The sequence below is a fragment of the Paenibacillus sp. LT-B23 genome (assembly GCF_059417685.1).
Genome location: NZ_JBSQBM010000014.1, coordinates 12,386 through 37,550, shown reverse-complemented (window position 1 = coordinate 37,550; position 25,165 = coordinate 12,386). Strand labels below are relative to the sequence as shown.

Here is a 25,165-nt window from a genome sequence, read left to right as displayed (position 1 = left end):
ATGTTATTTACTGAAATTTTACGTTTATTATTGAAAAAGAAAGAAAATAAATGTATCCAATCACAAAAGGAAGTGTATTGCCATGACCGTTGCAGAACCGGAAACAAAGCATGAAGCTGATCATGATATTTACCAAACGTCCACCATGCTCGCTTTATTGGATGGTCTTTATGACGGGGTCGTTGCCTTCAAGGAACTGCAAAAGCACGGGGATTTCGGGATCGGTACCTTTGATCAACTGAATGGAGAGATGATTGCGTTCGATGGTGAGTTTTATCACTTGCTTCCAGACGGTACGGCCCATCGTGTAAAACCGGAAGAGACAACTCCCTTTTCCACAGTCACCTTTTTCCGTGAAGATTTCACATATACTATTGACCGTCCCATGCATCGTGAAGAGCTGGAAGCCCTGCTGCTAAAGCTGTTTCCAAGCCGTAATCTGTTCTATGCCTTCCGTATGGACGGCACTTTTCGTGAAGTGAAGACACGCACCGTGCCTCACCAGGTGAAGCCTTACAAGCCTTTTATCGAAGCGACCAAGTCACAACCCACGTTCTCCTTTAACGACGCTTCCGGCGTGATTACCGGTTTTTGGACACCTGCGTATGCTCAAGGAATTGGAGTGGCCGGGTTTCATTTGCACTTTATTAACGACGAACGCACCGGAGGCGGGCATGTCTTTGATTTTGTTGTCGACAAGTGCACAATCCGTGTTTGTCAAAAATCCAATCTGCACCTCGTCCTACCCGAAACACCGGATTATTTGACCGCCAACCTGTCCAGAGAAAATCTGGAGAAGGAAATCGCCGTTACCGAGGGTGCGCAATAATCGCAGTGTATGATTCAACAAGGTACAGTCTATATAAATTGAACTGGAGATGTACATGACGCGCCACTACGCAGGCGGATGGGTGCTTCCCATCGCTGCTGCCCCCAGATTTCCTGAATGAATATATAATGGTAGGAATCTGGGGGCAAAGGCGACTGGTACCACTTGTCCAGCACCACTCAGGCTACTCCGATTTCAATGTACATTTTTTAGTTCAACTTGAATAGTTTATTTATAATTATTCAGATCCAACCCCAAGTAAAAACCAAAGATCGCAGCCTAGAAGAGATACTTGATGCTCTCTGGCTACGATCTTTTTTAGTATGCACTTCCGAATAGATGCGCGATAATGATTATCTATTGTTTTTCTCATCATTTCATACTTACGTCTCAATCTGATCCAGCTTATCTGCATAATAATGAATCGCGCGTGAGTACGCTTGTGTTGGTGAGTCCGAGGTGGTTTCAGCCAGCTCCGTTAATAGGCCCTGCATGGCCTTCCCATGTTCTCCAAGATTGTATAACACCATCGCATAAAATACGCGAAACGGCCTGTAATCCGAAAACTCGTTCATGCCTGTTTCCAGCCACGCTTTCGCCTTGTCATACACTCCCAATACACGGTACGTGCTACCTAATCCCAGGATCGCCCCTTTCCTCGATTCTGCCGATAACGCCATACCCAGACCTTTTTCGTAAAAGGGTACTGCTTCCCTCTCCAATCCTAATGCATCATGTGTCCAAGCCGTCTGATACCACAGCTCAGCATCATTCTGCTCCTGCTCCAATGCCTTCAATAACAGCTTCCGCGCTTCCTCCGCCTGCCCTGTACGCCTTAGCTCGCTGGCTTTTACAATAATATCGTTCATGTCAGTTCCTCGCTTCTAATCCATCCCGTATCTTTGAGATACATCTTACCCGACATTTGAACACGCTGTAAATAAGGTTTATCTAATTCTGAAACACAAAAAAAGCAGCTCCCCCTTCAGGAGAACCGCTATATAACCGTAGTTACAGCTTATTTAACATGTAATGATCCTGTACTCAATATCCCTGCCACACGCTGAGTGTCGAAAATACGGGAAAGCTCCTCAACCGCTGTCAAGTACAACAGACCGTTGCCTTCCAGCTTAGCAGAATGGCCGAGTGGGATGGTGCGCTTGATCAGTTGGGCGTATAGCTCCGGCTCGGTGAGATTCCGTTCAAAGCTCGCGTTCGCCAACTGCTTAATCAGCGCCAAAGCCCCAGCTACATGCGGGGTAGCCATTGAAGTACCGCTGAAGGTCGCATATTTGCCGCCCGGAACGGTAGACAGAATATCTTCTCCCGGCGCAACCAAATCCACCTCATTATTGGAGTTGCTGAAATCGGAAGCATGTCTGTCAAAGTTTACAGCGCCTACGCTGATCACCTCGTTATAGCAGCCAGGATAGCCTAGCTCGTCCGTTCTGTCGTCGCCGTCTCCCTCATTACCTGCTGCGCAGACGACCAAAATTTGGTTCGCTATCGCCTTCTGCACCGCTTCATGCAGCTCAGGCACATCCTCGGGGCCGCCAAGCGACATCGAGATGATGTCTGCCTTTTGCTCAATCGCATAATGAATGCCCTGAATGATCCAGTCGTATTGACCGGAGCCTTGCTTGTTCAGCACCTTGATAATGAGCAAATCCGCCTCCGGGGCGACACCCACCACACCATCCTCATTTTCTGCTGCCGCGATTGTGCCTGCTACATGCGTACCGTGACCGTTGTAATCCGTGAAAATGTTTGAATCACTGTCATCATCATCCGTGAAGTTCCGGCCACCAATAATGCGTTCCTTCAAATCAGGATGGTCCGCATCACAGCCCGTATCCAGTACTGCCACCTTCACTCCCTGGCCTCGGGTTCGGCTCCACACCGCAGGGGCCTGAATCAGCTCCACCCCTCGCGGTATTTCATTCACCTGTTGCTCCTGCTTGATCACTTGGTAAGGAATGATATGCACTTTACGTTCCATCCTATTCCCTCCTTCATGGATTCAATCGGAAACCATCCGTCTTTGAAACCTTCAAAAACCAAAACTTTCAAAACCGAAACTTTGAAAACCTCTACTGAAACTCTTGTTTGAGGTTACTATATTCTAGCAATTTTTGAAAAGTTTGAACATCCCCCTTTTGCTTAATTTTGTAAAAAAATAGACATCCCCCCATATCCATGGAGAATGCCTATGTATAGAGGTGCCTGAGAAACTACAACTTCAAGTGTCAGCCTGATAACGAATCGGCTTGAAGTTCAGCCTTGGACAACAGCGACTTGTGCTGCCATTTCCGACCTTTCCAGCGCAGGTAGTGGAAAATGCCTCGTACCCACTCATCGCAGGCATGTGCAATCCACACCCCAAGCACACCATATCCCAGATGAATGCCCAGCACATACGCCAACGGAATTTTGATCCCCCACATCGAGATGATCGCCATCATCAGCGGAAACTGTACATCCCCCGCCGCCCGCAAGGAGTTAATGACGACATGATTGAACACACGGCCCGGCTCCAGCAATATACAGAACAGCAAAATCGCTGCTCCCAGTTGAATAATCGCCGGCTCATCCGTAAAGATCGCCATCACTTCATATCGGAAAAAGGATACCACCACGATCACCGCAATCGTAATGACCAGAGACCATTTTAAGCTGCGCAGCAGTTGGTGATACGCCTTCTCCTTATCTCCTGCACCTATCAGGCGAGCAACAATAATTTCCGTCCCCTCGCCCACCGCCATTCCGAACACCATAAAAAAATACACTATCGTATTCGTATAAAAATGAGTAGCAATCGCTGTTGTGCCCATGAAGCTGACAAACCGGGTCACCATCATTTGACTGAGTTGATAAGACAACCATTCCAGTCCCGCCGGGATGCCGATTTTCAGGATGGCCACCAGCTTGCTCCATTGAAGCTGTACATAATACTGGAGGCGAATCGGCGCACTTACACGTTTGTACAGCAATATAAAAATCCAGACACAGGCTACAGCGCGGCTAATTACCGTTGAAATCGCTGCTCCGGCCACGCCCATTTGCGGCAGACCAAACCAGCCATAAATCAGAAGCGCATTCCCCACAATATGTAAAATGTTCATACCTATGCCCACGATCATCGTATCTTTCGTAAAACCGTGTGAACGAATCACCGGACCTGCGGTTAGCATAAGCGCTTCCAGAAACAGCGAACCCCCTGCCAGCATCATATAGATCTCGGCATTTTCCTTAATCGTCGGGGTAATATGGTAAAAGGACAACAGAAAATCCCGACTCACGATAAACATCAAACTCAGCGCCAGACCGAATACCAGGTTAAAGGTCAGGGCCGAGGCCGTAACACGGCTCGCATCCACATGCTTTTGCGCACCCAATAGTTGAGCGATGATGACACCTACTCCAAGACCAAGCAGATTGAACAAAATAATCGTAAATTCAATCAACTGTCTCGACACACCTACAGCCGACACAACCTCGTCCGACACATGACTCAGCATGAATGTATCCACACTGCCCATCAAAATATGAAACAGCATTTCTATAAAGATCGGCCAAGTGATTGCAAAAACTGTCATCGTTCTCACGACTTGTGCTTGCTTGGAGCCGCTTTCCTGCGAAAGTGACATACTTCTGTATTCCTCCCAGATGAGAACCCTGTATATACTCAGACATTATTATGGATACCGCTTACTCAATCATAAAAAGTCATGTGCTTTTTCTCATTTTTATAATATTCCAGGCGATCCTGCAATTGTCCTGTGTGGAATTCAAACTTATGTCCGTCCGGATCTGTAAAATAGACTGACCTTTTGTCCTGTTCATTCCGCTCTCGTCCGGGCAAAATTGTGACATTGAAAGCTCTCAGCTTGTTAAGCATATCCTCAAAATCCGCTTCCGCTACCGAAAATGCAATATGCGTATAGGAATGATGAATTTCATTTCTCGGGATATCCTCCTCCACATTGAGAGCCAGCCACATGCCCAGGCAGTCCAGATAAGCCAGCTTATGTCCTTTGACGAGCAGCTTTCCATCTAATACATTTTGATAAAAATGTATCGATTTTTCCAAATCTGACACCGAAAAGCAAATATGATTCCATCCTTGTATACTCATATTCCCTATTCCTTTCAGCGAACCCTGTTCAGCCAATAAGTCCACGCTTCTGTATATTGATCGAGATCTTCTGGATGATGCCGAATGCAGGTAGCTATTCGAAAATATAATCCCTGTAGCACCTCCGTGTTCAGCTCGTAACTCCCTGTCATTCCTGGCTCAAGCTTCTCTACCGCTGGCAAAATCGTATCGACAGTCAGCATGCCCGGTGAAGAGCAAAAGGCGTATATCAGATCATATAACGGTTCTCCTACCACCGGATCAGGATCAATAATGCCTGTTAAAGTGCCATTTTCGGCAAACACGAAATTATGTATCCCACAGTCGCCATGGAGTAAATATCTAAGATTCCGTTGAGGCATTCCCGCCACAAGTGCATGAACAATCCGATGATCCTCTGGAGATAAAACGTCCTGTATGATCTTTCCAGATTCCTTCGTCCTGTGCAGCAGAAAATCTCTCCAATCCACAAACGGATGGTCTGGATAACCATAATGACGTTCCTCTCCCAGAGGCTTGTATTGTGCGATCAGCTCCGTCGCCAGATTGAGCAGAAGGTAGCTCTTGTTCCCTCCATGATAGCGGGTCAGCCCTGGCTTGAACATGTACACCAAATAACGATGCAGCGGATCAACATAAACCAGACGCGTTAATTTTTCAATCTGTGAATAGGTATGTAAAAATTCCGCTTCCGCTTCTACAATAACCGGATCATTCTGTTTGATCACATATCGTGGCTTGGCTCCGTCCATGACGGCAATCACTACGCTTGAAGTTCCTCCAGTCAAGGGCTTGAGTTCTTGCATATGACCTTCAAGTACACCTACTTCATGAAGCTCCTTTAGGATCAGTTGAACGTCCATCAAAAGCCCCCTCCATGTCTTTAATCTGCTACGCGACTGGCACTGGAATTCATCGCTATGACTCAATCCGTTCGCCAGCCGCATCTACTTTAAAAAGAAATCTTCTCATGCTCCGCATAAATTTCAAGCGCACGCTCCATTTTATGGACATAGTCCGCATCCTGACTGGTACACAGGAACGTAATGTGTCCCTCCTGCGATTGACCTGCTTTTGCCGGAGATGCCAGCAAATTGCGATCAGACAACACCTGTTTTAGCCGTCTGACTGTTCCCTGACTTCCGTCGATTAGCTGAATATGGGAAGGAAGCAGCCCCTTCAAGATCTCTTTATAAAAAGGATAGTGGGTACATCCCAAAACGACTGTACCGTATAAGTCGAGATCGAATGCAGCCAGCTTACAGTTAAAATATTCGGCCATTTCTGTCCGGTCAAAATTTAACTGCTCACAATAATGCACCAGCTCAGGCAAAGGCAACGAATCCACACTTCCATGATCATCAACTCTGGACACCAGTGCTGCATAACCGGATTGCTTTAACGTCAACGGCGTGGCTAACACTAGCACTCTTTTACCATTCGCTCGATTCATCTCTACCGCAGGCTTTACGGCCGGCTCCATGCCAATGATTGGAATCTGGTATTCGTTCCTCAGCTCCGCAACCGCGATACTCGTGGCTGTATTGCAGGCAATCACCAGCGCTTTAACGTCCTCTTTTAAAATAGTTTGTACCGAAGCCTTGACGTATCCGCGTACCTCTTGCGGTGTTTTCGTCCCGTAAGGAACATGAAGCGTATCCGCCAAGTATACAAAATTTTCGTTTGGCAGCCGTCGTAAGGCCTCAGATAATACTGTAATTCCACCCAATCCTGAATCAAAAAAACCAATCTTCAAGCTACTCACCTTTTTTCGTTCATCTGTTGTACCTATTCTGCTGACTACATGGTAATTTCATTTTTCGCCTATTGAATCCATTCTTCTAATCGGCTCATATTTAAATTTTACCGCAAAACAGATATTTTGCAAAAGAAACACATAAATTTTACAGTGTAAAAAATAAAGTAACTTTTCAAAATAAACTTAATATAAAAGTGTTGACAGATATTATCTTTATATTGTAATATTACGAGGTAACTTACTTACTGAACTTACTTAGGGGGAAATAAATCATGTCTAAAGTATTATTTGTCAAAGCTAATGATCGTACAGCCGAAGAATCCGCAACCGTTAAATTGTACAACGCCTTCGTGGAAAGCTACAAAGCTTCCCACCCATCTGATGAAATCACTGAGCTGGATCTGTTCTCCGTCGAGCTTCCTTATTTGAACGCCAACATGATTAACGGCACGTTCAAATCCGCTAGAGGCTTGGAGTTGAACGCAGAAGAAGCTCGCCTGGCAGGCGTAGCTAACGGCTACCTTGATCAATTCCTGGCAGCAGATAAAGTCGTATTCGCTTTCCCGCTTTGGAACATGACGATTCCAGCAGTACTGCATACTTACATTGACTACCTGAACCAAGCTGGTAAAACGTTCAAATACACTGCTGAGGGTCCAGTTGGTCTCGTAACTGAAACTAAAGTAGCCCTGTTGAATGCAAGAGGCGGCGTATACTCCGAAGGCCCTGCTGCTGCTGCCGAAATGTCTTTGAACTTCATGAGCAACATCTTATCCTTCTTCGGTGTGAAAGACATCGTGAAGGTTGTACTGGAAGGACATAACCAAGCTCCAGATCAAGCACAAGCCATTGTTGAAGCTGCTGTACAAAGTGCAACAGAAGCTGCAAAATCCTTCTAAATCCATATATATGAACAGAAGAGGATATCCGCCCCTATTTGGGATGGATATCCTCTTTTTTGTTATAGCGTATGAAAAACACGTGCTTCCCTGATATGAATCAAGTGAAAAGCACGTGTTTGTTATGCAATACCTTGTATGTTAAGGAATGAACTGCTGCACGATTTTAACGACCTTACCGTCACGCAGCGTAACATGGTATGGAAATTGGCTGAGATCCAGTACATCTTTTTTTGCAAAATCTTTTTCAAACTGTGCCAGAGGGATAGATTCGTTCCATTTCACATCTGTATCTTCTATATGACCTGTATGATCATAAATTTGCACCTCTACCGAAGCATCTGGCGCAACCTGGTACACGTCATTTTGCACGGAATTATTCACGATATAGTAGCCATCCGGTGCTCCGTCCAACCCTGTGTTTCCTTCATGCTCCAAGAACGCCTTATCTGCTGCCGCACCTTCATACCATTCAATCGGGTCAGCCGACAAATAGATTTGTCCGTTACGGATCTCCATTTGGTTTATATAAACGGTCTCCTGATTTTCAGCAGGTGCTACTGGCGTGTAGCCTTGTGCTGTTGCCCCTGCCGTCGTAATCAGCATCATCATTAAAGCCAATACGGTCCATTTCGAAGCTAGTTTCATCATGTCTGATCTCTCCTTACCGTTAGGGTATGTACACGGTGTCTGTAAGCTTCATTACCCTTATGCACTTACTATAAACGTTGTAAGGTTAAAAAGTGTATCAGATACGTAAAAAGAAGTTACGATTTTTTAAGACTTGGTCTTAAAACTTGCTTACATATCCTATTTACGCCTCACTATTTGATCAATCCGACCTGACGTGCCTGTTCTTCGGTGAGAATAAACTCTTCATTTTGCCATACCTCGTCCTCTTTGGTTACAGCGAACATTCCCATAATCTCTGTCCAGATTCCTTTGTCGGCAGCTTCCTTTTGCGTAATGATAATTTTCATATCGGTTCCTCCTCCTTGTGTAAAATGTGTTTAATCGGCAGTTTTTGGTCTATGTGGCCCACTGCGCGAACAGATGGTTTCTCCGATCGCTTCTCCGAAATCCATCTGCCCGCTCCGTTACTCAGCTTATCCCTGTCACACTATGAGCAAAACTTCCGGTATGAACAGACCGTTGCTGCTCCAAAATGTATACTTTTGTTTAAGAAACATCTAAAACTTATGTTGATCTTACAGTACTCATCGTAAATTCGCTCAAGGGATTCTTGTCCCGCTTATAACATATGTACCCTTTTCCTGTCGAGATTATTCGTTTCTTATTTGTAACCTTAAAATTTTAGATTATTTCCAAAGCAATGACTCCTATAAAAATAGCCAGCTATAAAAAGAAAAACGGCCGCAGGTTTAACCTACAGACCGTAATTCTCAAGAATTTTCTATGAACAGTTGCCCAGAAGCACAAAAGTAGCGGAGAGGATGGAATCGTTCTGAAGAAGCGCAGCGTTCGCCTTTGTCCCCGGATTTCTACCCTTGAACATATAATCAAGAAATCCGGGGGCAACAGTGATCGGAAGAATGATCCGTCCTCGTAGCGGCCATTAACCGCATACCGCTACTCAGTCATCCAGCATCATAATAGGACGTAACGCCCTTTTTATACAGAAAAGTAAAAAGGTTGCACGCATACCGGCTTGGACACAGTTACTTGTTGTCCCGTGTAGGTCAGTCGTCCACTAGCTTTGTCCACTTTAAATGTAACGATGTTATTCGTATCGCGGTTAGCCACGAGCAGGTGCTCACCGTTTGGAGTCAGAGCAAAATGGCGCGGATGCTCGCCTTCAGCAGATACATGCTCTACCAGGCTCAGCTTGCCTGTTGCAGCGTCTACAGCGAACACTACGATGCTGTCATGCCCACGGTTAGAACCGTACACATAAGCACCATCCTCCGAAATAGCAATCTCAGCGGTTGTATTTTCGCCCGTAAAATCAGACGGCAATGTAGGCACGCTCTCAAGCTCAGTAAGCTTGCCTGCTTCTGCGTCATACGCAAAAGAAGTAATGGAAGAATCCACCTCATTAATGACAAAAGCAAACTTACCGTTCGGGTGGAACGTCAAGTGACGAGGACCTGCACCTGCATGGGTTTTCGTTTCGCCATGAAGCACCAGTTGTCCTTTGCTGTCATCAATAGTATAGACACGGATCAGATCCAGACCGAGATCCTGTACGAACAGGAAACGACCGTCAGGGCTAAAGAAACTGGAGTGTGGATGCGGACGATCCTGACGCTCAGGATGCGCTCCCTTGCCCTCATGCTGTTTAACATCCAACAACTCGCCGATACGACCATCCTCGGTTAGAGACACCAGTCCCACCATACCTCCGTGGTAGCTGACTACGATCAGGTAGCGATCGGATGGATCACGCTGAATGTGACAGGTTGTTGCGCCAACGTTTTCCGCCCGGTTAAGCAATGTAAATGTCCCTTTGACCGGATCAATTTCAAAAGCAGCAGCTTCGCCCACCTTCGCTCCAGTAGCAGAAGTCGTTTCTCCAATGGAATACAGCTTTCGGTTCTTTACGTCCACATTCAGGAAGGTTGGATTTTTCAACCCGGAGAACTCATCCTGTAATGTAAGAACCCCTGTCTCTTCATTAAAAGTGTACGCATAAACTCCGCTGCCTTCCAATTCGGCGTAAGAGCCTGCGAATACGAGCAATTTTTGTTGTGCTGTCATGGTTGTGTCCTCCTCGAATTAGAAAAATAATGGGCAATTGGAATGATTGCTCCTGGTTCAAATAGCGCTAAGAGGCGCGTTGCACGACGGGCTCTGTAGACAAAGCCACATTTCCCGCTACGGCACGCGAGATCATGCAAGAGCTCTCTGCCTGCTCTGCCAGCCGCAATGCCTGTTCGATCTGCAATTCTGTCGCATCGGCGGCCAATTGAACTTGCGGACGATGGATAATTCGACGATATGTAAAAATATTGTTCGTTACCTCGACAATGCCTTCGGATTCCAGCGCCAGTGAAGCCACCGGAAGACCCGCACGTTCCATCATCGCCGCCAATGTAATCAAATAGCAGGTCGCGGCAGCGCCTAGCAGCATTTCATCCGGATTGGTGCCCACACCGGGACCACCCATCTCTGCCGGGATCGAAATCGCTGTCCGCAGCTGTCCAGCCTCAATATGACCGTCGCTGTTGCGCCCCCCGTTCCAGTCTGCCTTGAGCAGAAAGGTATGCTCCATTTCAGGTCACTCCTCTCTCTTGTATTATGAATCTTTACACAGGTGAAAGTAAAGGTTAGTCGATCTCCCGATTTTTCGTTTCGGTCCCGAGCAACCATACCGCCGCCGCTCCAATCAGGATCGCTACGAAGAAAATCACAAAGATAGATTGCAGCGTCATGCCCTGTCCGACCAGCATGCCGACCAGGAAAGGTCCGATCACGCCACCGATACGGCCAAACGCAGCCGCCATACCCACTCCGGTAGAACGGACGGCTGTCGGGTACAATTCTGGGGTATAGGCATACATCGCTCCCCACGCACCGAGATTGAAAAAGGACAAGCAGATACCAGCAGCCAGCAGCATTCCTGCCGTTTCTGAGGTCCCGAACCAAATGGCAGACACGGCCGTCAGCAGTAAATAGACGATCAGCACGAATTTGCGGCCCAACTTCTCAATCAGATATGCGGCAGTAAAATAACCTGGCAATTGCGCCAGCGTCATGATCAGGACATACTCAAAGCTTTTAACCAGTTCAAAACCCTTCATAAACATAATGCTTGGCAGCCACAGGAACATTCCGTAATAGGAAAATACAACCGTAAACCATAAAATCCACAGCATTAGCGTGGACTTGCGGTTCGGCCCTGACCAAATGGAAGCCAGTCTTTCACGCAGTGGAAGCTTGACACTCTGCTGCTTGTATCGTGGTGAATCCTCTACCGCTTTGCGTAAATAAAGGGCGTACAGGGCTGGTACTGCGCCTAGAATAAAGGCCATCTGCCAGCCGTACTTTGGAATAACAAAATAAGCAATAAGCGCAGAAAGAATCCATCCCGCGGCCCAGAAGCTTTCCAACAAAACGACCGCTTTTCCCCGTTCCTGAACTGGCACCGATTCCGACACCAGCGTCGAAGCTACAGGCAATTCCCCTCCCAAGCCTACGCCTGCAATAAAGCGCAGCACTAACAGTACACCGAGCCCAGTCGCCAAAGCTGACAAACCACTTGCAACGGAAAAGATCAACAGCGTCCACACTAATATCGCACGCCTGCCATAGCGATCAGCCAAAATCCCCGCTAAAGCGGCCCCAAACACCATCCCTATTGAATTCATCGCAGTCAGCAGACCAATCTGCTCTGAACCCAAATGCCACTCCTTAGCCAGCGCTGCGGCTATGAACGAAAGCAGCCCCACGTCCATGGCATCAAACAGCCAACTAAGTCCCGCGCTAAACAGCAGCTTTCGCTTTTTGGATGGTGGTAATGAAGTCAATTCACTCATGATTCGCTCTCCCTTAAAAATGCATCGTATATAGCCATATATTCAGGTGTCTTGTCACCTGTAGCTTAGCATCTATTGTACCGCAAGCTCCCTTCATCTGCGAGCATTTTAACGTAAAAAATCTCTTGTTGCCGCTCTTGAAAGGAAAACGAAAAAAAGCGGAAGATTGCCTAGGGCAATTCTCCCGCCTTCTGGAACCTGCCACTTACCGGTTTTGGACCAGACCGATGATCGTCACCATGAGCACTAGCAGTTGGATGAGTGTATCGTTGCTCATTCCAATCGCCTCCATCCCATATGAGATACTCCTTCGGCCGTTTCCCCTCTCCCCGGATCATGACGCTTGTTCCCCAATACATACCTATGCAGGCGGCGGGAAGCTTATGATCTGTAGTGAATGAAAAATCTCCATATTGATTTAAGGCTTGATCCAGGACCATTGCAAGTCCATTTCCTGAATGCATTCGCGGTTATCATGTTCATCATTGGCGACCAGCGGGGTCACCGGATAGATGCTCATATCGCCCTGTTCATACGTGCGCAGCAACGGTAGCAACTCATCGATGTTCTTAATGGACGGGTCCAGCCATGAATCCATATTCGAGGATTCCAAAATGGCGGGCATACGGCTGTCAAATTCACGAATATCCGCATTGGCCTGCACCGTCATCATCGTACAGGTACGTAGCGGCTCCTTCCGGCTATCCTGCCATACCTCATACAATCCCGCGACCGCAAACATTTTCTGTCCCGGCAACACCACCCGCACCGCACACATACGTTTACCGAGCTTTCGCCAATAATAAAAGCCGTTGCAAGGAATGACACAGCGCCGGGTTTCGGCCATTTTGCGGTAACTAGGATTCACTCGTACCGTATTCAAATCGGCGTTGACACAATCCTTGCCCCAGTAGGGGATAAATCCCCAGCGAAATTCATCTAGCACCCGTTCTCCATCCTGATGCAGGACGATGGGAACATGCTGGGTAGGGCTCATATTGTAACGCGTTTTATAATAATACATCACCCGTTGTATGCCAAAATGATCCCTTACCTCGTCCAAATCAGCCGATAACGAAAACCTTTTGCACATATGCTATTCATCCTTCCGCCTTCTTTTTCATCTATTGTGCGGTTATACAAGGAAAATTATGCATAAAGCAAAAAGCGCATGGCAAGAACATATAGCAATATCCCCGCAGTTTTGAAGCTGCGGGGATCGATGCTAAGTTATATCGTTACTATTTCTTCTCTACTGCATGACCGCCAAATTCATTGCGCAGCGCAGCAACGACTTTCCCGTTGAACGTATCTGCATCCAGAGAACGGTAACGCATCAGCAGGGACAACGCAATAACCGGAGTAGCCGCCTGAATGTCCAATGCCTCCTCAACCGTCCATTTACCTTCGCCGGAAGAGTGCATAACCCCACGAATTTCATCCAGATTTGCATCCTTGGAAAATGCACGTTCAGTCAAGCCCATCAACCAGGAGCGAATAACCGAACCGTTGTTCCAAACGCGTGCCACTTGCTCATAATCGAAGTCAAAGCTGCTTTTCTCCAGCACTTCAAAGCCTTCACCAATGGAGGCCATCATGCCATATTCCACACCGTTGTGAACCATTTTGAGAAAATGTCCGCTACCGGATTTACCTGCATACAGATAACCATTTTCCACCGCTGTATCGCGGAAAATAGGCTCAACAAACGCCCATGCTTCCGGGTCGCCGCCGATCATGTAACAAGCGCCACTACGTGCACCTTCCATACCTCCGGAGGTTCCGGCATCCATGAAGCTGATACCGTATTCCTTTAGACGGGCATGACGAGCAATCGACTCTTTGTAATGAGAGTTACCACCTTCAATAATAATGTCCCCTTTGGACAAAATCGGTTGAAGCTGATCCAGCACGGAATCAACAATTTGATGGGGAACCATAATCCACAGCACTCTGGGGGATTGGGTCGCCTGCACAAGTTCTTTCAGTGTGGAAGCACCTGTAGCACCGTAATCCTTCATTTCTTGAATCGCCGCTGCATTGACGTCGTAAGCAACAACTTCATGCTTGTGATCGATCAAGTTTTTTCCGAGATTCAAGCCCATTTTTCCCAAACCGATTAATCCAACTTGCATTGTAAAGGCCTCCTGCCGTAGCAAAAATATATTGTCAATGTAGTGATGTGTACATTTTTACGAACGAACAACCACTTTTTCAGAACTTTCGGAATTTTGGTCTAGCCACCATGTAAAGCCCTGTTCCTCCAACAATTTGTCAGAAGCCTCTGGACCGTAGGAACCTGCCGCATACGTATGAAGCGGAACTTCGCCGCGAGCAAAAGCTTCCAGCACAGGCTGTACCCACATCCATGAAAGCTCAACTTCATTCCAGTGAGCGAAATAGGTGGAGTCACCGCGCAGCGCATCAAAGATAAGACGCTCATAAGCTTCCGGTACATCCTTGGCCTCTGATGTGTAATTCATCAGTACCGTCTCCAGTTGACCGTTATTCAGCGGGTCCTTACTGTTCAGACGCAGTGTTACTTTTTCATCCGGATTCACATGAATCGTAAGCAAGTTCGGCTCGGAAGGCTGTCCTTGAGCCGCATACGGGTCTGTGCTATCCTTTTTAAATTCCACGACGATACGTGTAGATTTTTCCTTCATGCGTTTGCCTGTGCGAATATAGAACGGCACACCTGACCATTGCTCATTATCAATCCACAGACGAGCTGAAATGAAAGTATCATTTTGTGAGTCCGGTCCAATGTCCGGCTCTTCTTTATAGGAAGGAACTGCTTTTCCGTTAATCTCACCGTTCGTGTATTGGCCTCTCACCACACTGGAAGCAATATCGGAAGGATCGAGCGCACGCAACGCCTCCATAACCTTGCTTTTTTCGTCACGCACCTGATCTGCCGTTACATGTCCCGGCTTATTCATAGCCGCCATCATCAGCACTTGCAGCATGTGATTCTGCACCATGTCCCGAATAGCTCCGGAGTGATCGTAATAGCCAGCGCGTTCCTCGACGCCTACAGTTTCAGAAGCGGTAATTTGCACATTGGCAATGTATTGATTGTTCCACACACCCTGAAGCAATGGATTAGCAAATTTCAAGGCTTCCAGGTTTTGCACCATTGGCTTACCGAGGTAATGGTCAATACGATAAATTTCATCCTCGGCAAATGTTCTGCTCAAGCGATCATTCAACTCGCGTGCCGATTCCAGATCATGTCCGAATGGTTTTTCGATAATAAGCCGTTTCCAGCCCTTCGTTTCAGCCAAACCGCTTTCCCGGATGTTGAGGGCAATCACATCAAAAAATTCCGGTGCCACCGATAAGTAAAACATGCGGTTCCCCGGAATTCCCAAGTCATTTTCACGTTGCTCAGCAAGCTGTAACAGCTTTTTATAATCTTCCGGGTGATTGACGTTCAATGCACTGTAGCGGAAAGCGCTCAAGAACTGATCCATCTGTGCACGGTCATCATTCACATGTCTGGAAAAATCCTTAATGGATTGCTCTACGTTACTTTGAAACTGTTCGTCAGCTACTTCACGACGCCCCATACCAATTACAGAAAAGGAAGCCGGAATTTTACCTTCTACAAACAAATTATACAAGGCAGGGTAGATTTTGCGTTTAGCCAAATCCCCTGTCGCTCCAAATAAGACAAATGTCATTGAATCCATGAATTATTCCTTCTTCCCATTATAAAAGATGAGGTTATTAAAAGTTACCTGAGGAATTAACGTAACCCATAATACACCCAAAATAAGGGGCAAGTCAATCAAATTTTAGCAAAATCGTGAACATTCGATATTTCCTGTAATGATAACGTTTTCTGTGATATGATTGACGCAAGGAATGAGAAAAAACTGTTAAAAATGTCACTGTTGGCACAAACCAAGATAGTTACTATTGGTATACAGAGTTACTTTTAGTATACTGTTTAAAACAACCAATGAAATTGAGGGGATTCCGATGAGCGACGACAGGCAGCCTAAGCTTTTGTGTGGCAAGGTGGAACAGTCCTTTCAGATCATCAGCAAAAAATGGACCGCTCTCATCATTCATACTTTGATGGAACATCCCAAACGATTCAGTGAAATTCATGTTTCCATACCTGATCTTAGCAAACGTATGCTGAACGAACGCATTAAGGAGCTGGAGCATAGCGGCCTGATCCTTCGCAATGTCATTACAGAGCGGCCCGTGCGTACCGAGTATTCGCTGACACGCAAGGGTAAGGAGCTCGGTGATGCATTGAATGGCGTAGAGAGCTGGGCCGAAAGATGGCTCTAACCGCTAACAGGAGATCGTCATACACGGTCTCCTGTTATTGTGTTACCCTTTAGGAATCGTAATACAGGCTATAATGTGAAAATAATGGTACACCTACCGGCAGAGCATGATTTCGGAGCGAACCAAGAAAGGATGAGACCGATGGCATTTGGCATTACCCGGCAGGAGCTTTCAGCCTGGAAAAGAGAGGTCAGTCGCGGTGAAATTGCTTTTCTGACGCATTACTGGCTGGATGACCGCTTTCCAGGTATTACAACCGTAACCAAGGTGGGGTGTTCCAATTTGGACAAGCTGCATTTATGGTGCAGCAATAATGGATTGAACCCCCAATATATTCACCAGCGTCAGCCCTATCCTCATTTTGACCTGATCGGCAACAAACAAACGGAAATTTTGCGCAAGTACGGCATGAGCGAGCAATTGGAACGCTTCGGCCTTCATCTTCACACGGGCACACGTCCACCATTTTAAACCGCAGCTCCTAGAGCTGCGGTACTTTTGTTTTCATACCGGATAATACTTTGTGTATCCAAATCGCTGACATCGCTCCTTCTCCCATCGCGACAGTCGCTTGCTCGGCATGGGCCCCCAAATCTCCGGCTACCCATACATTTTCTACATTTGTCATTTTGCTGCGGGGGTGAGTTTCAATATGCTTGTTATCCAGCAAATGCATGCCCAACTGCTTCGCCAGCTCTGAATGGACATGGTTGCCTCCAAAGGCCACAAAGCCCCGCTCCGCCACAACAACCTCTCCATTAGCCAGTCGGACTCCTTCAAAATGTCCCGGTTCCGCGGTCATGATTCTGGAAATGGATTCTTCCCTGTATCCAATTCCTTTCTCGCACAGCTTCACCATCAGCTCGTCCGGCACCTCTGAACGCTCATGGTTCACATAAACCAGGTGGTCAGTACGCGCGGATAATATCAGAGCCATAGAAGCTCCGGCTTTTCCCGCCCCCATCACGACCGTACTGCGATCCTGAACCTCGTATCCGTCACAGTCCGGGCAGACATACACGCTATTGCCCAAGCAGGCCAGAAGCCCGTCCAGCTTTGGCAAGCGATCGGTCAGTCCCGTTGCCAGCAGCAGCGTCTTTGAGGAATACACCTTCCCCTCTTCCACTTGAATGTCAAAAAGCTCATCTTTTTTGGTGGCTTTTACCGCCTTACCTTGAACAAATTCAGTGCCTAGCTTCGTGGCCTCACTACGTCCAAGCCGTCGCAGCTCTTCACCTGAAATCCCGTCAGGAAAGCCCAAAATATTATGATACTGATGGCACAACGTGGATCGACCATAGCCCGAATCTATCACCAGAACCCGGTGGCTGCTGTATCTTCCCAATTGAATAGCTGCTTGCAGCCCGGCGATTCCTCCGCCAACAATAATGCAATCGAATGTCATATGTTTTATCCTCCCTCATCCATACTTACCCATCCCAAACAAGCGCGTAAAGCAGTAATAACACCTATGTAACCCTCTCATGCAAATTTAAACGTAGCATCACCCGCTTACGCCTGAATTAACCCCTGAACCATCCCGTTCACAAAAAAAAGAAAAAAGCATATCCAGAAGCTCACTCCTTAAAAATGGAATGACAAAGAGCACTGTGGATATCCACAGTGCTCTGTTCAGGGCAAACCTGAATCGTCGTTGCATTGTCTGGCTTATTTAAACGTTTTTACGCGTTCTTCAACAGGTTGGAATTCTTTTTCACCTGGTTGGAATGTCGGTTTACCGAATGGCAATTCAGCAATCAGTTTCCAATGCTCAGGAATGTTCCATTCATTTTTCACTTTTTCGTCGATCAAAGGATTGTAATGCTGAAGGGATGCGCCCAGTCCTTCTTGCTCCAAAGCTGTCCATACAACCAATTGCAGCATGCCGTTGGATTGGTTAGACCAGATTGGGAAGTTGTCCGCATAAGCTTCAAATTGTTGTTGCAATCCAGCCACTACATTGTTGTCTTCAAAAAACAATACAGTACCGTAGCCGCTACGGAAGCCGTTCATTTTCTCAGCAGTAGATTTAAATTGCTCTTCATTGCCTACAACTTCGCGCAAAATATCTTCTGTAATATTCCACAGTTTGTCGTGATGCTCTCCGAGCAATACAACTGCACGTGAAGTTTGGGAGTTGAAAGAGGTAGGTGTATATTTAACAGCTTCCTCTACAATCTCTTGAATCCGTTGGTCGGAAATGACTTGTTCTTTGCTAATACCGTAATAGGAGCGTCTTTCTTTGAGAGCTGTGAAGAAATCTTTAGCCATTTTTGTTACCTCCTGAGAAAAATTAATTACTTTTCGTAACTAAATATATATTATATTTGTCTTAAAGTCAAGAGATTTCTTTTTAAATATTACCAGTTCCTTGATTCATGATGGGCCGGCATTGTATTTTTTCTCACTGGAAGAAGTATGCTTAGTGACATCCTTATCTTTTTCCTCCTGACGTTCCATCTTCAAATCCTCTACGGGAATGGCGTCTACCGTCTGTTCACTTTCAAATCGGTCGAACAAGCTCTCCTGCTCCGTTGGATACTGCTCAGCGTGATCCCGATTTACGGGTTGTTCCTGATCGTCATGCGCCGTTTGTCCTTTCCCCGCTTGTCCCTTCTTCTCATCCTGATGGTGCAGGTCATCGTCAAATGAGGTCATTTCGCTTCCCTCCCTATCGGATTGGTGTCCACAGTATACTTTTACCTTTCAGGTCAGGGATTAAACGCAAAAAAAGAAAATCTCCGCAAAGATTTTCTCTACCCACGTTCTTGTTTATAGTTTGTTGTTGAATTATTGTGAACTGGATTCCCCTGTACACTCATGAAAAAGATGTGGTTTCAGCTTCTCTCCTGCAACAAGCTTCTGCACCAGTTCTGTACCCGCAGCAGGCGTCATCAGACCATACCAGTCCCCTTGAGGGTATACGATAACAACCGCAGCATCGTGACAACGGCCATTACAACGGGTTCTGGTCGTATGAATATAAGCTTCTGCGTTTTGTTCACGGATTTCATCGCGAATTGCTTGTGTAACTTCTTCACCTTCATGCCGCATACACGTGCCTCCATTACAGATCAACACATGATGCTTCATCGGTTCCAATTCAAAAATAGCCATAGCTTCCCCTTTTATCAACGGTTGTTGGTTTATTCATGCTTATCTGGATAAAGAACAAGCTGTGCTTCCATCTGCCCGGCTTCAATCGTCAGCACGATAAATGAATATTCGTCCTCGCCGCGCTTGTCTGTCGGAGATCCGGGATTGAGGACAAGCAGGCCGTCCAACTTTTTGACAACCGGAATATGCGAATGTCCGTAAATCAGGCAATCCAGTGTTTCTCCCTTAAACGTATTCAGTGCGATATTCTCTGTCGAGCCGCGCCAGCCGTGACCGTGAACCATACCGATCCGTTTGCCCTCGACTTCAACGATTCTTTGATAGCCCAGACGCTCTACGATGTCTACTCCATCATTGTTTCCGGCAATCCCTTGCACAGGTGCAAATTCGGATAGCCTTTCATATACGAACCAATCCGTCCAGTCTCCGGCATGGAGAATGAGATCGCTGCCTTTGAGCTCCTGTACAAGCCGACCAGGAAGCGCTTTGCCTCGGTGCGGCATATGAGTATCTGAAAGTACGATGATTTTCATTGCAATTCTCCTTACCGGCGTCTTTACACGGATGAACTCTGCTGCCCAACCCGCTGCTGAAGTGCCTGCTCCAGATCCCGCAGCGTTACTGTCTCGAAAAACGCCTGTATTTTCTGCTCCGCCAAGGTATATAATCCGTCCAGCAAAGCGTCGATGTTCTTGCCTACCTCGCAATTATGATTGCTGTCACTATGGATAGCAAACAGCGGGCCGTCGTCTTTGGTCGCTTCATATATCATTTTAAGATTAATATTGGAACTGGACATGCTCAGACGAAAGCCGCGTGCTCCTGGTGAGGAATCAACCAGACCAGCTTGCTTGAGTCTGCTCATGATTCTTCTCACAACCACCGGATTCGTATTGATACTGGAAGCGACAAGTGTCGAAGTCATCCGCTCCGGCGCTCCTTCAGCCAGAAAAAGCAGACAATGGATACTAACGGAAAAATGGGTACTCATGTTAACCACCTTTATATGTGTGCCTCATTAAATGTTTGTGTACACATGCATAGTCCCATCATACCACAATGAGAGGCACTGACACAGCGCTTACTGCGCCTTACTCCGGAAAATAGTCATTTTCAGGGCGTACTCGCACCTTTAGCTGGCGGACGCTATATTCCAGTTGCTTGACGATGTCCTCCAGTTGGCGTCGGTCAAGTGCGTTAAAATCGGCGGCAGGCTTGGGTGCGTTTTTCAAATCACGTATGGTTGCCTGCTGCTCCTGCCACTTGTCCATCAGGTCGGCTATGTTCGCATAGAAGCGTTCATAATCCTTTATCACTTCATCCAGAAAGGCATCCACCTCGTCCGGATCATAGCCGCGCATTTTATTTTTAAACTGTTTTTCATGAATGGAGAGCGCGTCCAGTTGAATCCCCAGTTGCTTAAACAACTGCTTTTGCTTATCCAGACGACGCTTCATATGTTCATCCATCGGTTATTCCCTCCTTAACACACTATTCTTTTTATATCACATTCTAGGCTGGGAATAAAAGTCTCTGCTGATTGCCTCCCCCGATGAACGGGTATAAAAGAGCATACGCACAGTATGTACAGATTCATTCAGACCACGAAGGGGAGATATGATCATGAGCCATTTGAGCGATTCACAGCTTGCTGAGCTGAAGCATATGTTGCTGGAGCAGGTCATGACTTCCCCGCCCAAGAGTGCTGGTGAGGTTCGCCAGCGGAATGCAGGACGGTTTGACGATGCGGGCGCGTGGGACGCGGTGGAAGAATACGGTACGTCCAACTCGCCTGCCACAGCCACCAAACGCGATGTTGCTGATTACGATGAAAATATGTAATCGTTGAAGACTTCACGCTTCTCTGTATGTCTATGTATTCATTTCATCTAAAAAAGCAGCTTGTCCCTATGACAGGCTGCTATTTTTATGCTTTCCGAGAACACGCTTATCCGGTTTATCCGATTTCTACCCGTTTCCGGCTGCGTGCTGACTCGATACAAGCGTCGATCACCTTCATATTGCTTACCGCATCTTCGGGTTCATACGGCAACGGAGCACCATCAAGCACCGCTTTGGCAAAAGCATCCGCTTGCAGCTCATAGGAATTGAAGCCTTTAAGTCGTTCTTCCCGTGTAACCGAACCGACATGAACGAAAATTTGCGGTACGACAGACGATCTTTCCCAGCCAAACATTTTGGGCATCGCAATCGTGCCTTTACTCCCCAGTACCTCCATATTGGAACGGTTCGCTGCCCACATGCCGCAATCGAAGGTAAGGTTCACCCCGCCCGGAAACTCCAGCAAGCCGGATGCCATCATATCAACGTTGTCATGCTCTGGGGAATACAAGGCATGTACCGTCACGGCCTCAGGCTCCCGATCCAAATACATGCGGGCTGCCGAAATCGGGTATACGCCCACATCGTATAAGGAGCCGCCGCCCATGCTTTTATTGAAGCGCACATTATCTGCCTGATCGGCATTGTTGAACGTGAATGTGCAATGCATGCCGCGAATGTCACCGATTTCTCCGCTATTGATAATTTCCTTAATACGCCGATGTTTTGGATGATAGCGATACATGAAGGCTTCTGCGAAGATGACCCCTGCGCTTTTGCATGCTTCAATCATGCGGCTTGTCCCGGCTGAGCTAAGAGAGGATGGTTTTTCGCACAAAACGTGCTTCCCCGCTTCCGCGGCCCGGATCGTCCACTCTTCATGCAGATGGTTCGGCAACGGGATGTACACCGCCCCGATTTCGGGATCAGCCAGCAATTCCTCGTAGCTTCCATAGCTTTTCGGAATATCGAACTCCTGGGCGGCCTTAGCGGCTTTATCCGCATTGCGACTAGCAATTCCAAGCACTTCTCCGCGCTCGGATTGCTGAATCGCCGGAATTACAGCAATTTTGGCAATCTCGGCAGTGCCTAAAATTCCCCATTTCAGCTTTCTACCCATCATTCTCATCCTTTCGTGGTCAGGAATAGTTATCTTGCTCCGCTTTGTGCAGCATTCCTAAGCAACGGTCCAAATCGGTTTTGACCTGCTTCTTGTACAGTCGCGCTTTCTCCTCCCCATCATCTGTAAAATGATAGAGTACAATTTCCTGAAAATCCACGCGGGGATCTGTTCCTTTTAACCGTTTGGTACGGTAAAAAACGCCCTCCTGCACCAGCTCGTGCAGCGCCCGATAGACCTCACTCTGAGGCGGAACATATCCAAAACCACTAAACTCATCCTTCATCGATTCAAGCATCTGATATCCATAACCGCGATGCTTCTCCACCATTGTGATCAGATAAATTTTGATAAAAGCCCGCTGGGATATCATAAACGCCATTTCACGGCCTCCTCTCCACACCATAGTCTTATATCTTACCTTCCATTATAAACCACTCAGCGCCCATACACTAATGATAGGGGGAATTTTCAATCTCTCCCTTGTGACCTGTTTGAAGTTAGCGGGAGATATAAAATGAAGTGTTGCGAGATAGACGGCGAAGTGGTGGTCTGTATTTTTTTACTATTATGAATTTTTCATATACTGAAATAATATAATAAAGACTAAAAAAATAGAGTTACAGATTACGAAGACTTACTTAATTTCTTTAAGGCCGCCGCATCATTACTTGTCAAAACAGGAATACATTCTGTTATTTTTTGGATATCCCAGTTCCACCATTCTAGTGTTTTGAGTAGTTCAATAGTTTCCTCGTCAAACCGATAACGAATTAATTGGGCCGGATTTCCCCCTACAATAGAATAAGGCAAGACATCTTTAGTCACCACGGCATTGGACGCAATGATCGCTCCATCTCCTATATGTACTCCAGGCATAATGGTAGCATTGTAGCCTATCCAAACATCGTTCCCAACCACGGTATCCCCTTTGAAACCTCCACTTAAATTGGGTAAACCAACTGCCCACTCTCCACCAAACGCCCCAAAAGGAAAAGTAGTAAACGCATTTGTATTGTGATTTGCGCCATTCATAATAAATTTGGCCTGGGTTGCAATTGCGCAAAACTTACCGATCTTTAATTTGTCTCCTATAAAATCAAAATGGTAAAGGACGTTTTTTTCAAAATCCAGAGGATTATGTTGGTCGTCATAATAGGTATAATCCCCAATTTCGATATGTGGATTAACCACTACATTTTTCAAAAAACAAAGACTTCTAATATTTTTCATCGGGAAAACGCTTCCTGGATCTGGACCACTCATGTAGCAACACCCCTATAATGTTATAGATTCACCTTAAATGAAAAGGCACGTCCAAGTCTAACAGTATGCATACCATTAAACAAATGGAGAAAATAAAAGTATCCCTCGGCCTTGTTACATGGGCTTCGGGATACCTTTTGTGAAAATATGTGATTGGTATTACCAAATCAGGCTTGCTTATGCAAGGCTGGCGGGCCTCCGGCCGGGCGGGGACGAACTCGAAGCCCGACTATCCATTTTCCCAGAGGCAAACGTGCCAGTAGCCATGTGCCGGCAATGGAAAAGGCCATACAGAGAACGAACGAAGCCAGCGTACGAAGAACGTGGCTCCAGTCTGCAAACAACGTCTCGTCAAAATAGTACGTCACACGCAGCATAAAGGCGTGCATCAGATACGCTCCATAGGACAAGGTTCCGATGGCAGTCAGCACCCCCGCCGCACGTCCGCCCTTATGAGCAATCCACGTCGCTACACGATAAGCCACAAAAATAGACGTGACACAATATACAGCCATGACCGGACGCAGCAGAGACAAATAGTTAAAGGAAAAAACCGTGCCTCTCTGCGTCTGAAACAGACCGATCATCTCATACAGCAAGTAGCCTGTAATCACAATAAACAGCGGCCAATATACGATCTGCGCCTTGGTTACCCAAGCATTCCAGCGCTTGACGTTCATCCCGGCTGCCGCCCCTAACACAAAATAAAAGAAAAAATAAATCACATTCCGATCAGCGTAAATTGTGAACCACGAAGTGATCGCCGGGAGCTGGAGCATATCCATGACTCGGTATATCGGTCCAACCGCGAACATGAGCATGATGTACAGCACGCCGACTCCAGCCAATGCAGCGGGTCGCCATGCTGACGGCAATAACGCTGACAAACGGCGGACAGCATAACGAAACACTGGAAATAGCACATAACACTGGATAATCATAACGATATACCACAGATGATAGCTGCTTTTCCCGTTCAATAGTTTCTGGAAAAAATCTAGCGGGTGAAGCTGCCCTCCGCTTTGGACAAGCTGATTTCCCAATTCGTATAAAAGAGACCATATGATATAAGGCACGATGATGTCCATGAACCTTTTACGTAAAAACGTTCCGTACTTTAAAGCTCCATCATAATTGTAAAATAACACCATCCCGGTGATAAACACAAACACGGGAACTGCAAATTTGGAACACAGCAGTAAAAGTGTCATCAAAACTCCGTCCTGGATGCGCGCCCCCTGCGCAACCGCAAAATGTGCAACGGAATGCTGAAGAACAACGGCGGCAAAAGCCAGCCCTCTTAGCAAAGCGACTTCGGAAATTCTCTCTTTTTGACTCATGTCACTCTCCTGTTACATCTAGCAATATATATGTCTATTATAACGACAATTCTG

Annotated in this window: 31 protein-coding genes; 5 read left to right on the top strand and 26 right to left on the bottom strand. The window is 46.7% G+C overall.

Annotated features, from left to right (window positions below; all coding sequences use genetic code 11):
• The first annotated feature begins 82 nt into the window (after positions 1-82).
• Positions 83-829, top strand: a complete 747-nt coding sequence (gene budA, locus ACWXW9_RS17985) for an acetolactate decarboxylase (RefSeq protein WP_494930504.1) — start codon at positions 83-85, stop codon at positions 827-829.
• A 383-nt stretch (positions 830-1,212) separates the two neighbouring features.
• On the opposite strand, the gene ACWXW9_RS17980 is transcribed toward budA, so the two are convergent.
• The 6 genes from ACWXW9_RS17980 to murI form a co-directional block, all read right to left on the bottom strand.
• On the bottom strand, positions 1,213-1,698 hold the full coding sequence (locus ACWXW9_RS17980; protein ID WP_494930503.1) for a tetratricopeptide repeat protein: 486 nt from the start codon (positions 1,696-1,698) through the stop codon (positions 1,213-1,215).
• 149 nt (positions 1,699-1,847) lie between these two features.
• Positions 1,848-2,828 (bottom strand): S8 family peptidase, encoded by a 981-nt coding sequence (locus ACWXW9_RS17975; protein ID WP_494930502.1) that lies wholly within the window; start codon positions 2,826-2,828, stop codon positions 1,848-1,850.
• 247 nt (positions 2,829-3,075) lie between these two features.
• Positions 3,076-4,476 (bottom strand): MATE family efflux transporter, encoded by a 1,401-nt coding sequence (locus tag ACWXW9_RS17970; protein ID WP_494930501.1) that lies wholly within the window; start codon positions 4,474-4,476, stop codon positions 3,076-3,078.
• A 65-nt stretch (positions 4,477-4,541) separates the two neighbouring features.
• Positions 4,542-4,964, bottom strand: coding sequence for a metallothiol transferase FosB (gene fosB / locus ACWXW9_RS17965; protein WP_494930500.1), 423 nt, complete (start codon positions 4,962-4,964; stop codon positions 4,542-4,544).
• Between the two features lie 14 nt (positions 4,965-4,978).
• Positions 4,979-5,827, bottom strand: a complete 849-nt coding sequence (locus tag ACWXW9_RS17960) for a phosphotransferase (protein WP_494930499.1) — start codon at positions 5,825-5,827, stop codon at positions 4,979-4,981.
• Positions 5,828-5,916: 89 nt separating this feature from the next.
• Positions 5,917-6,720: a glutamate racemase gene (murI, locus tag ACWXW9_RS17955; protein ID WP_494930498.1), complete on the bottom strand. Its 804-nt coding sequence runs from the start codon at positions 6,718-6,720 to the stop codon at positions 5,917-5,919.
• Positions 6,721-6,995: 275 nt separating this feature from the next.
• Here murI and ACWXW9_RS17950 point away from each other — a divergent pair, with 275 nt between their 5' ends.
• Positions 6,996-7,622: an FMN-dependent NADH-azoreductase gene (locus tag ACWXW9_RS17950; protein ID WP_137062865.1), complete on the top strand. Its 627-nt coding sequence runs from the start codon at positions 6,996-6,998 to the stop codon at positions 7,620-7,622.
• 141 nt (positions 7,623-7,763) lie between these two features.
• On the opposite strand, the gene ACWXW9_RS17945 is transcribed toward ACWXW9_RS17950, so the two are convergent.
• The 9 genes from ACWXW9_RS17945 to zwf all read right to left on the bottom strand — a co-directional run bounded on the left by ACWXW9_RS17945 (position 7,764) and on the right by zwf (position 15,813).
• Complete coding sequence (locus ACWXW9_RS17945; RefSeq protein WP_431089236.1) at positions 7,764-8,273, bottom strand: hypothetical protein; 510 nt, start codon at positions 8,271-8,273, stop codon at positions 7,764-7,766.
• Positions 8,274-8,446: 173 nt separating this feature from the next.
• Positions 8,447-8,602 (bottom strand): hypothetical protein, encoded by a 156-nt coding sequence (locus ACWXW9_RS17940; protein WP_170970838.1) that lies wholly within the window; start codon positions 8,600-8,602, stop codon positions 8,447-8,449.
• Positions 8,603-9,254: 652 nt separating this feature from the next.
• Positions 9,255-10,340 (bottom strand): lactonase family protein, encoded by a 1,086-nt coding sequence (locus ACWXW9_RS17935; RefSeq protein ID WP_192510461.1) that lies wholly within the window; start codon positions 10,338-10,340, stop codon positions 9,255-9,257.
• Between the two features lie 67 nt (positions 10,341-10,407).
• The gene (locus tag ACWXW9_RS17930) at positions 10,408-10,854 is read right to left on the bottom strand and encodes an OsmC family protein (RefSeq protein WP_494930497.1); all 447 of its coding nucleotides are present in this window, start codon (positions 10,852-10,854) and stop codon (positions 10,408-10,410) included.
• A 55-nt stretch (positions 10,855-10,909) separates the two neighbouring features.
• Positions 10,910-12,118, bottom strand: coding sequence for an MFS transporter (locus ACWXW9_RS17925; RefSeq protein WP_494930496.1), 1,209 nt, complete (start codon positions 12,116-12,118; stop codon positions 10,910-10,912).
• Positions 12,119-12,288: 170 nt separating this feature from the next.
• Entirely contained in the window at positions 12,289-12,558 is a 270-nt protein-coding gene (locus ACWXW9_RS17920; RefSeq protein WP_494930495.1) for a hypothetical protein, read from the bottom strand.
• The gene (locus tag ACWXW9_RS17915) at positions 12,537-13,211 is read right to left on the bottom strand and encodes an SOS response-associated peptidase (protein ID WP_494930494.1); all 675 of its coding nucleotides are present in this window, start codon (positions 13,209-13,211) and stop codon (positions 12,537-12,539) included. Before ACWXW9_RS17915 ends, ACWXW9_RS17920 begins: the two co-directional genes overlap by 22 nt.
• A gap of 148 nt (positions 13,212-13,359) precedes the next feature.
• Positions 13,360-14,253, bottom strand: a complete 894-nt coding sequence (gnd, locus tag ACWXW9_RS17910; RefSeq protein ID WP_494930493.1) for a phosphogluconate dehydrogenase (NAD(+)-dependent, decarboxylating) — start codon at positions 14,251-14,253, stop codon at positions 13,360-13,362.
• Positions 14,254-14,310: 57 nt separating this feature from the next.
• Positions 14,311-15,813, bottom strand: a complete 1,503-nt coding sequence (gene zwf / locus ACWXW9_RS17905) for a glucose-6-phosphate dehydrogenase (RefSeq protein ID WP_494930492.1) — start codon at positions 15,811-15,813, stop codon at positions 14,311-14,313.
• Between the two features lie 292 nt (positions 15,814-16,105).
• On the opposite strand from zwf, the gene ACWXW9_RS17900 reads away from it, so the two are divergent.
• Positions 16,106-16,426: a winged helix-turn-helix transcriptional regulator gene (locus tag ACWXW9_RS17900; protein ID WP_044645595.1), complete on the top strand. Its 321-nt coding sequence runs from the start codon at positions 16,106-16,108 to the stop codon at positions 16,424-16,426.
• A 141-nt stretch (positions 16,427-16,567) separates the two neighbouring features.
• Positions 16,568-16,897 (top strand): hypothetical protein, encoded by a 330-nt coding sequence (locus ACWXW9_RS17895; RefSeq protein ID WP_494930491.1) that lies wholly within the window; start codon positions 16,568-16,570, stop codon positions 16,895-16,897.
• A gap of 10 nt (positions 16,898-16,907) precedes the next feature.
• On the opposite strand, the gene ACWXW9_RS17890 is transcribed toward ACWXW9_RS17895, so the two are convergent.
• The 7 genes from ACWXW9_RS17890 to ACWXW9_RS17860 form a co-directional block, all read right to left on the bottom strand.
• Positions 16,908-17,831, bottom strand: coding sequence for an NAD(P)/FAD-dependent oxidoreductase (locus ACWXW9_RS17890; RefSeq protein WP_494930490.1), 924 nt, complete (start codon positions 17,829-17,831; stop codon positions 16,908-16,910).
• A gap of 263 nt (positions 17,832-18,094) precedes the next feature.
• Entirely contained in the window at positions 18,095-18,697 is a 603-nt protein-coding gene (locus tag ACWXW9_RS17885; RefSeq protein WP_134909962.1) for a nitroreductase family protein, read from the bottom strand.
• Between the two features lie 105 nt (positions 18,698-18,802).
• Positions 18,803-19,084, bottom strand: coding sequence for a YczO family protein (locus ACWXW9_RS17880; RefSeq protein WP_494930489.1), 282 nt, complete (start codon positions 19,082-19,084; stop codon positions 18,803-18,805).
• A gap of 132 nt (positions 19,085-19,216) precedes the next feature.
• Entirely contained in the window at positions 19,217-19,543 is a 327-nt protein-coding gene (locus ACWXW9_RS17875) for a (2Fe-2S) ferredoxin domain-containing protein (protein WP_494930488.1), read from the bottom strand.
• Positions 19,544-19,572: 29 nt separating this feature from the next.
• Positions 19,573-20,076, bottom strand: coding sequence for a metallophosphoesterase family protein (locus tag ACWXW9_RS17870; RefSeq protein WP_483871529.1), 504 nt, complete (start codon positions 20,074-20,076; stop codon positions 19,573-19,575).
• Between the two features lie 23 nt (positions 20,077-20,099).
• Positions 20,100-20,534, bottom strand: coding sequence for an Rrf2 family transcriptional regulator (locus ACWXW9_RS17865; RefSeq protein WP_192510471.1), 435 nt, complete (start codon positions 20,532-20,534; stop codon positions 20,100-20,102).
• 100 nt (positions 20,535-20,634) lie between these two features.
• Positions 20,635-21,012 (bottom strand): DivIVA domain-containing protein, encoded by a 378-nt coding sequence (locus ACWXW9_RS17860; RefSeq protein WP_431089265.1) that lies wholly within the window; start codon positions 21,010-21,012, stop codon positions 20,635-20,637.
• Between the two features lie 154 nt (positions 21,013-21,166).
• On the opposite strand from ACWXW9_RS17860, the gene ACWXW9_RS17855 reads away from it, so the two are divergent.
• Entirely contained in the window at positions 21,167-21,385 is a 219-nt protein-coding gene (locus ACWXW9_RS17855; RefSeq protein ID WP_494930487.1) for a hypothetical protein, read from the top strand.
• Between the two features lie 115 nt (positions 21,386-21,500).
• On the opposite strand, the gene ACWXW9_RS17850 is transcribed toward ACWXW9_RS17855, so the two are convergent.
• The 4 genes from ACWXW9_RS17850 to ACWXW9_RS17835 all read right to left on the bottom strand — a co-directional run bounded on the left by ACWXW9_RS17850 (position 21,501) and on the right by ACWXW9_RS17835 (position 25,111).
• The gene (locus ACWXW9_RS17850; protein WP_494930608.1) at positions 21,501-22,505 is read right to left on the bottom strand and encodes a Gfo/Idh/MocA family protein; all 1,005 of its coding nucleotides are present in this window, start codon (positions 22,503-22,505) and stop codon (positions 21,501-21,503) included.
• Between the two features lie 19 nt (positions 22,506-22,524).
• Positions 22,525-22,887: a replication termination protein gene (locus tag ACWXW9_RS17845; protein ID WP_014281229.1), complete on the bottom strand. Its 363-nt coding sequence runs from the start codon at positions 22,885-22,887 to the stop codon at positions 22,525-22,527.
• 245 nt (positions 22,888-23,132) lie between these two features.
• On the bottom strand, positions 23,133-23,771 hold the full coding sequence (locus tag ACWXW9_RS17840) for a CatB-related O-acetyltransferase (protein WP_494930486.1): 639 nt from the start codon (positions 23,769-23,771) through the stop codon (positions 23,133-23,135).
• A gap of 167 nt (positions 23,772-23,938) precedes the next feature.
• Positions 23,939-25,111: an acyltransferase gene (locus ACWXW9_RS17835; protein ID WP_494930485.1), complete on the bottom strand. Its 1,173-nt coding sequence runs from the start codon at positions 25,109-25,111 to the stop codon at positions 23,939-23,941.
• Positions 25,112-25,165 lie beyond the last annotated feature (54 nt).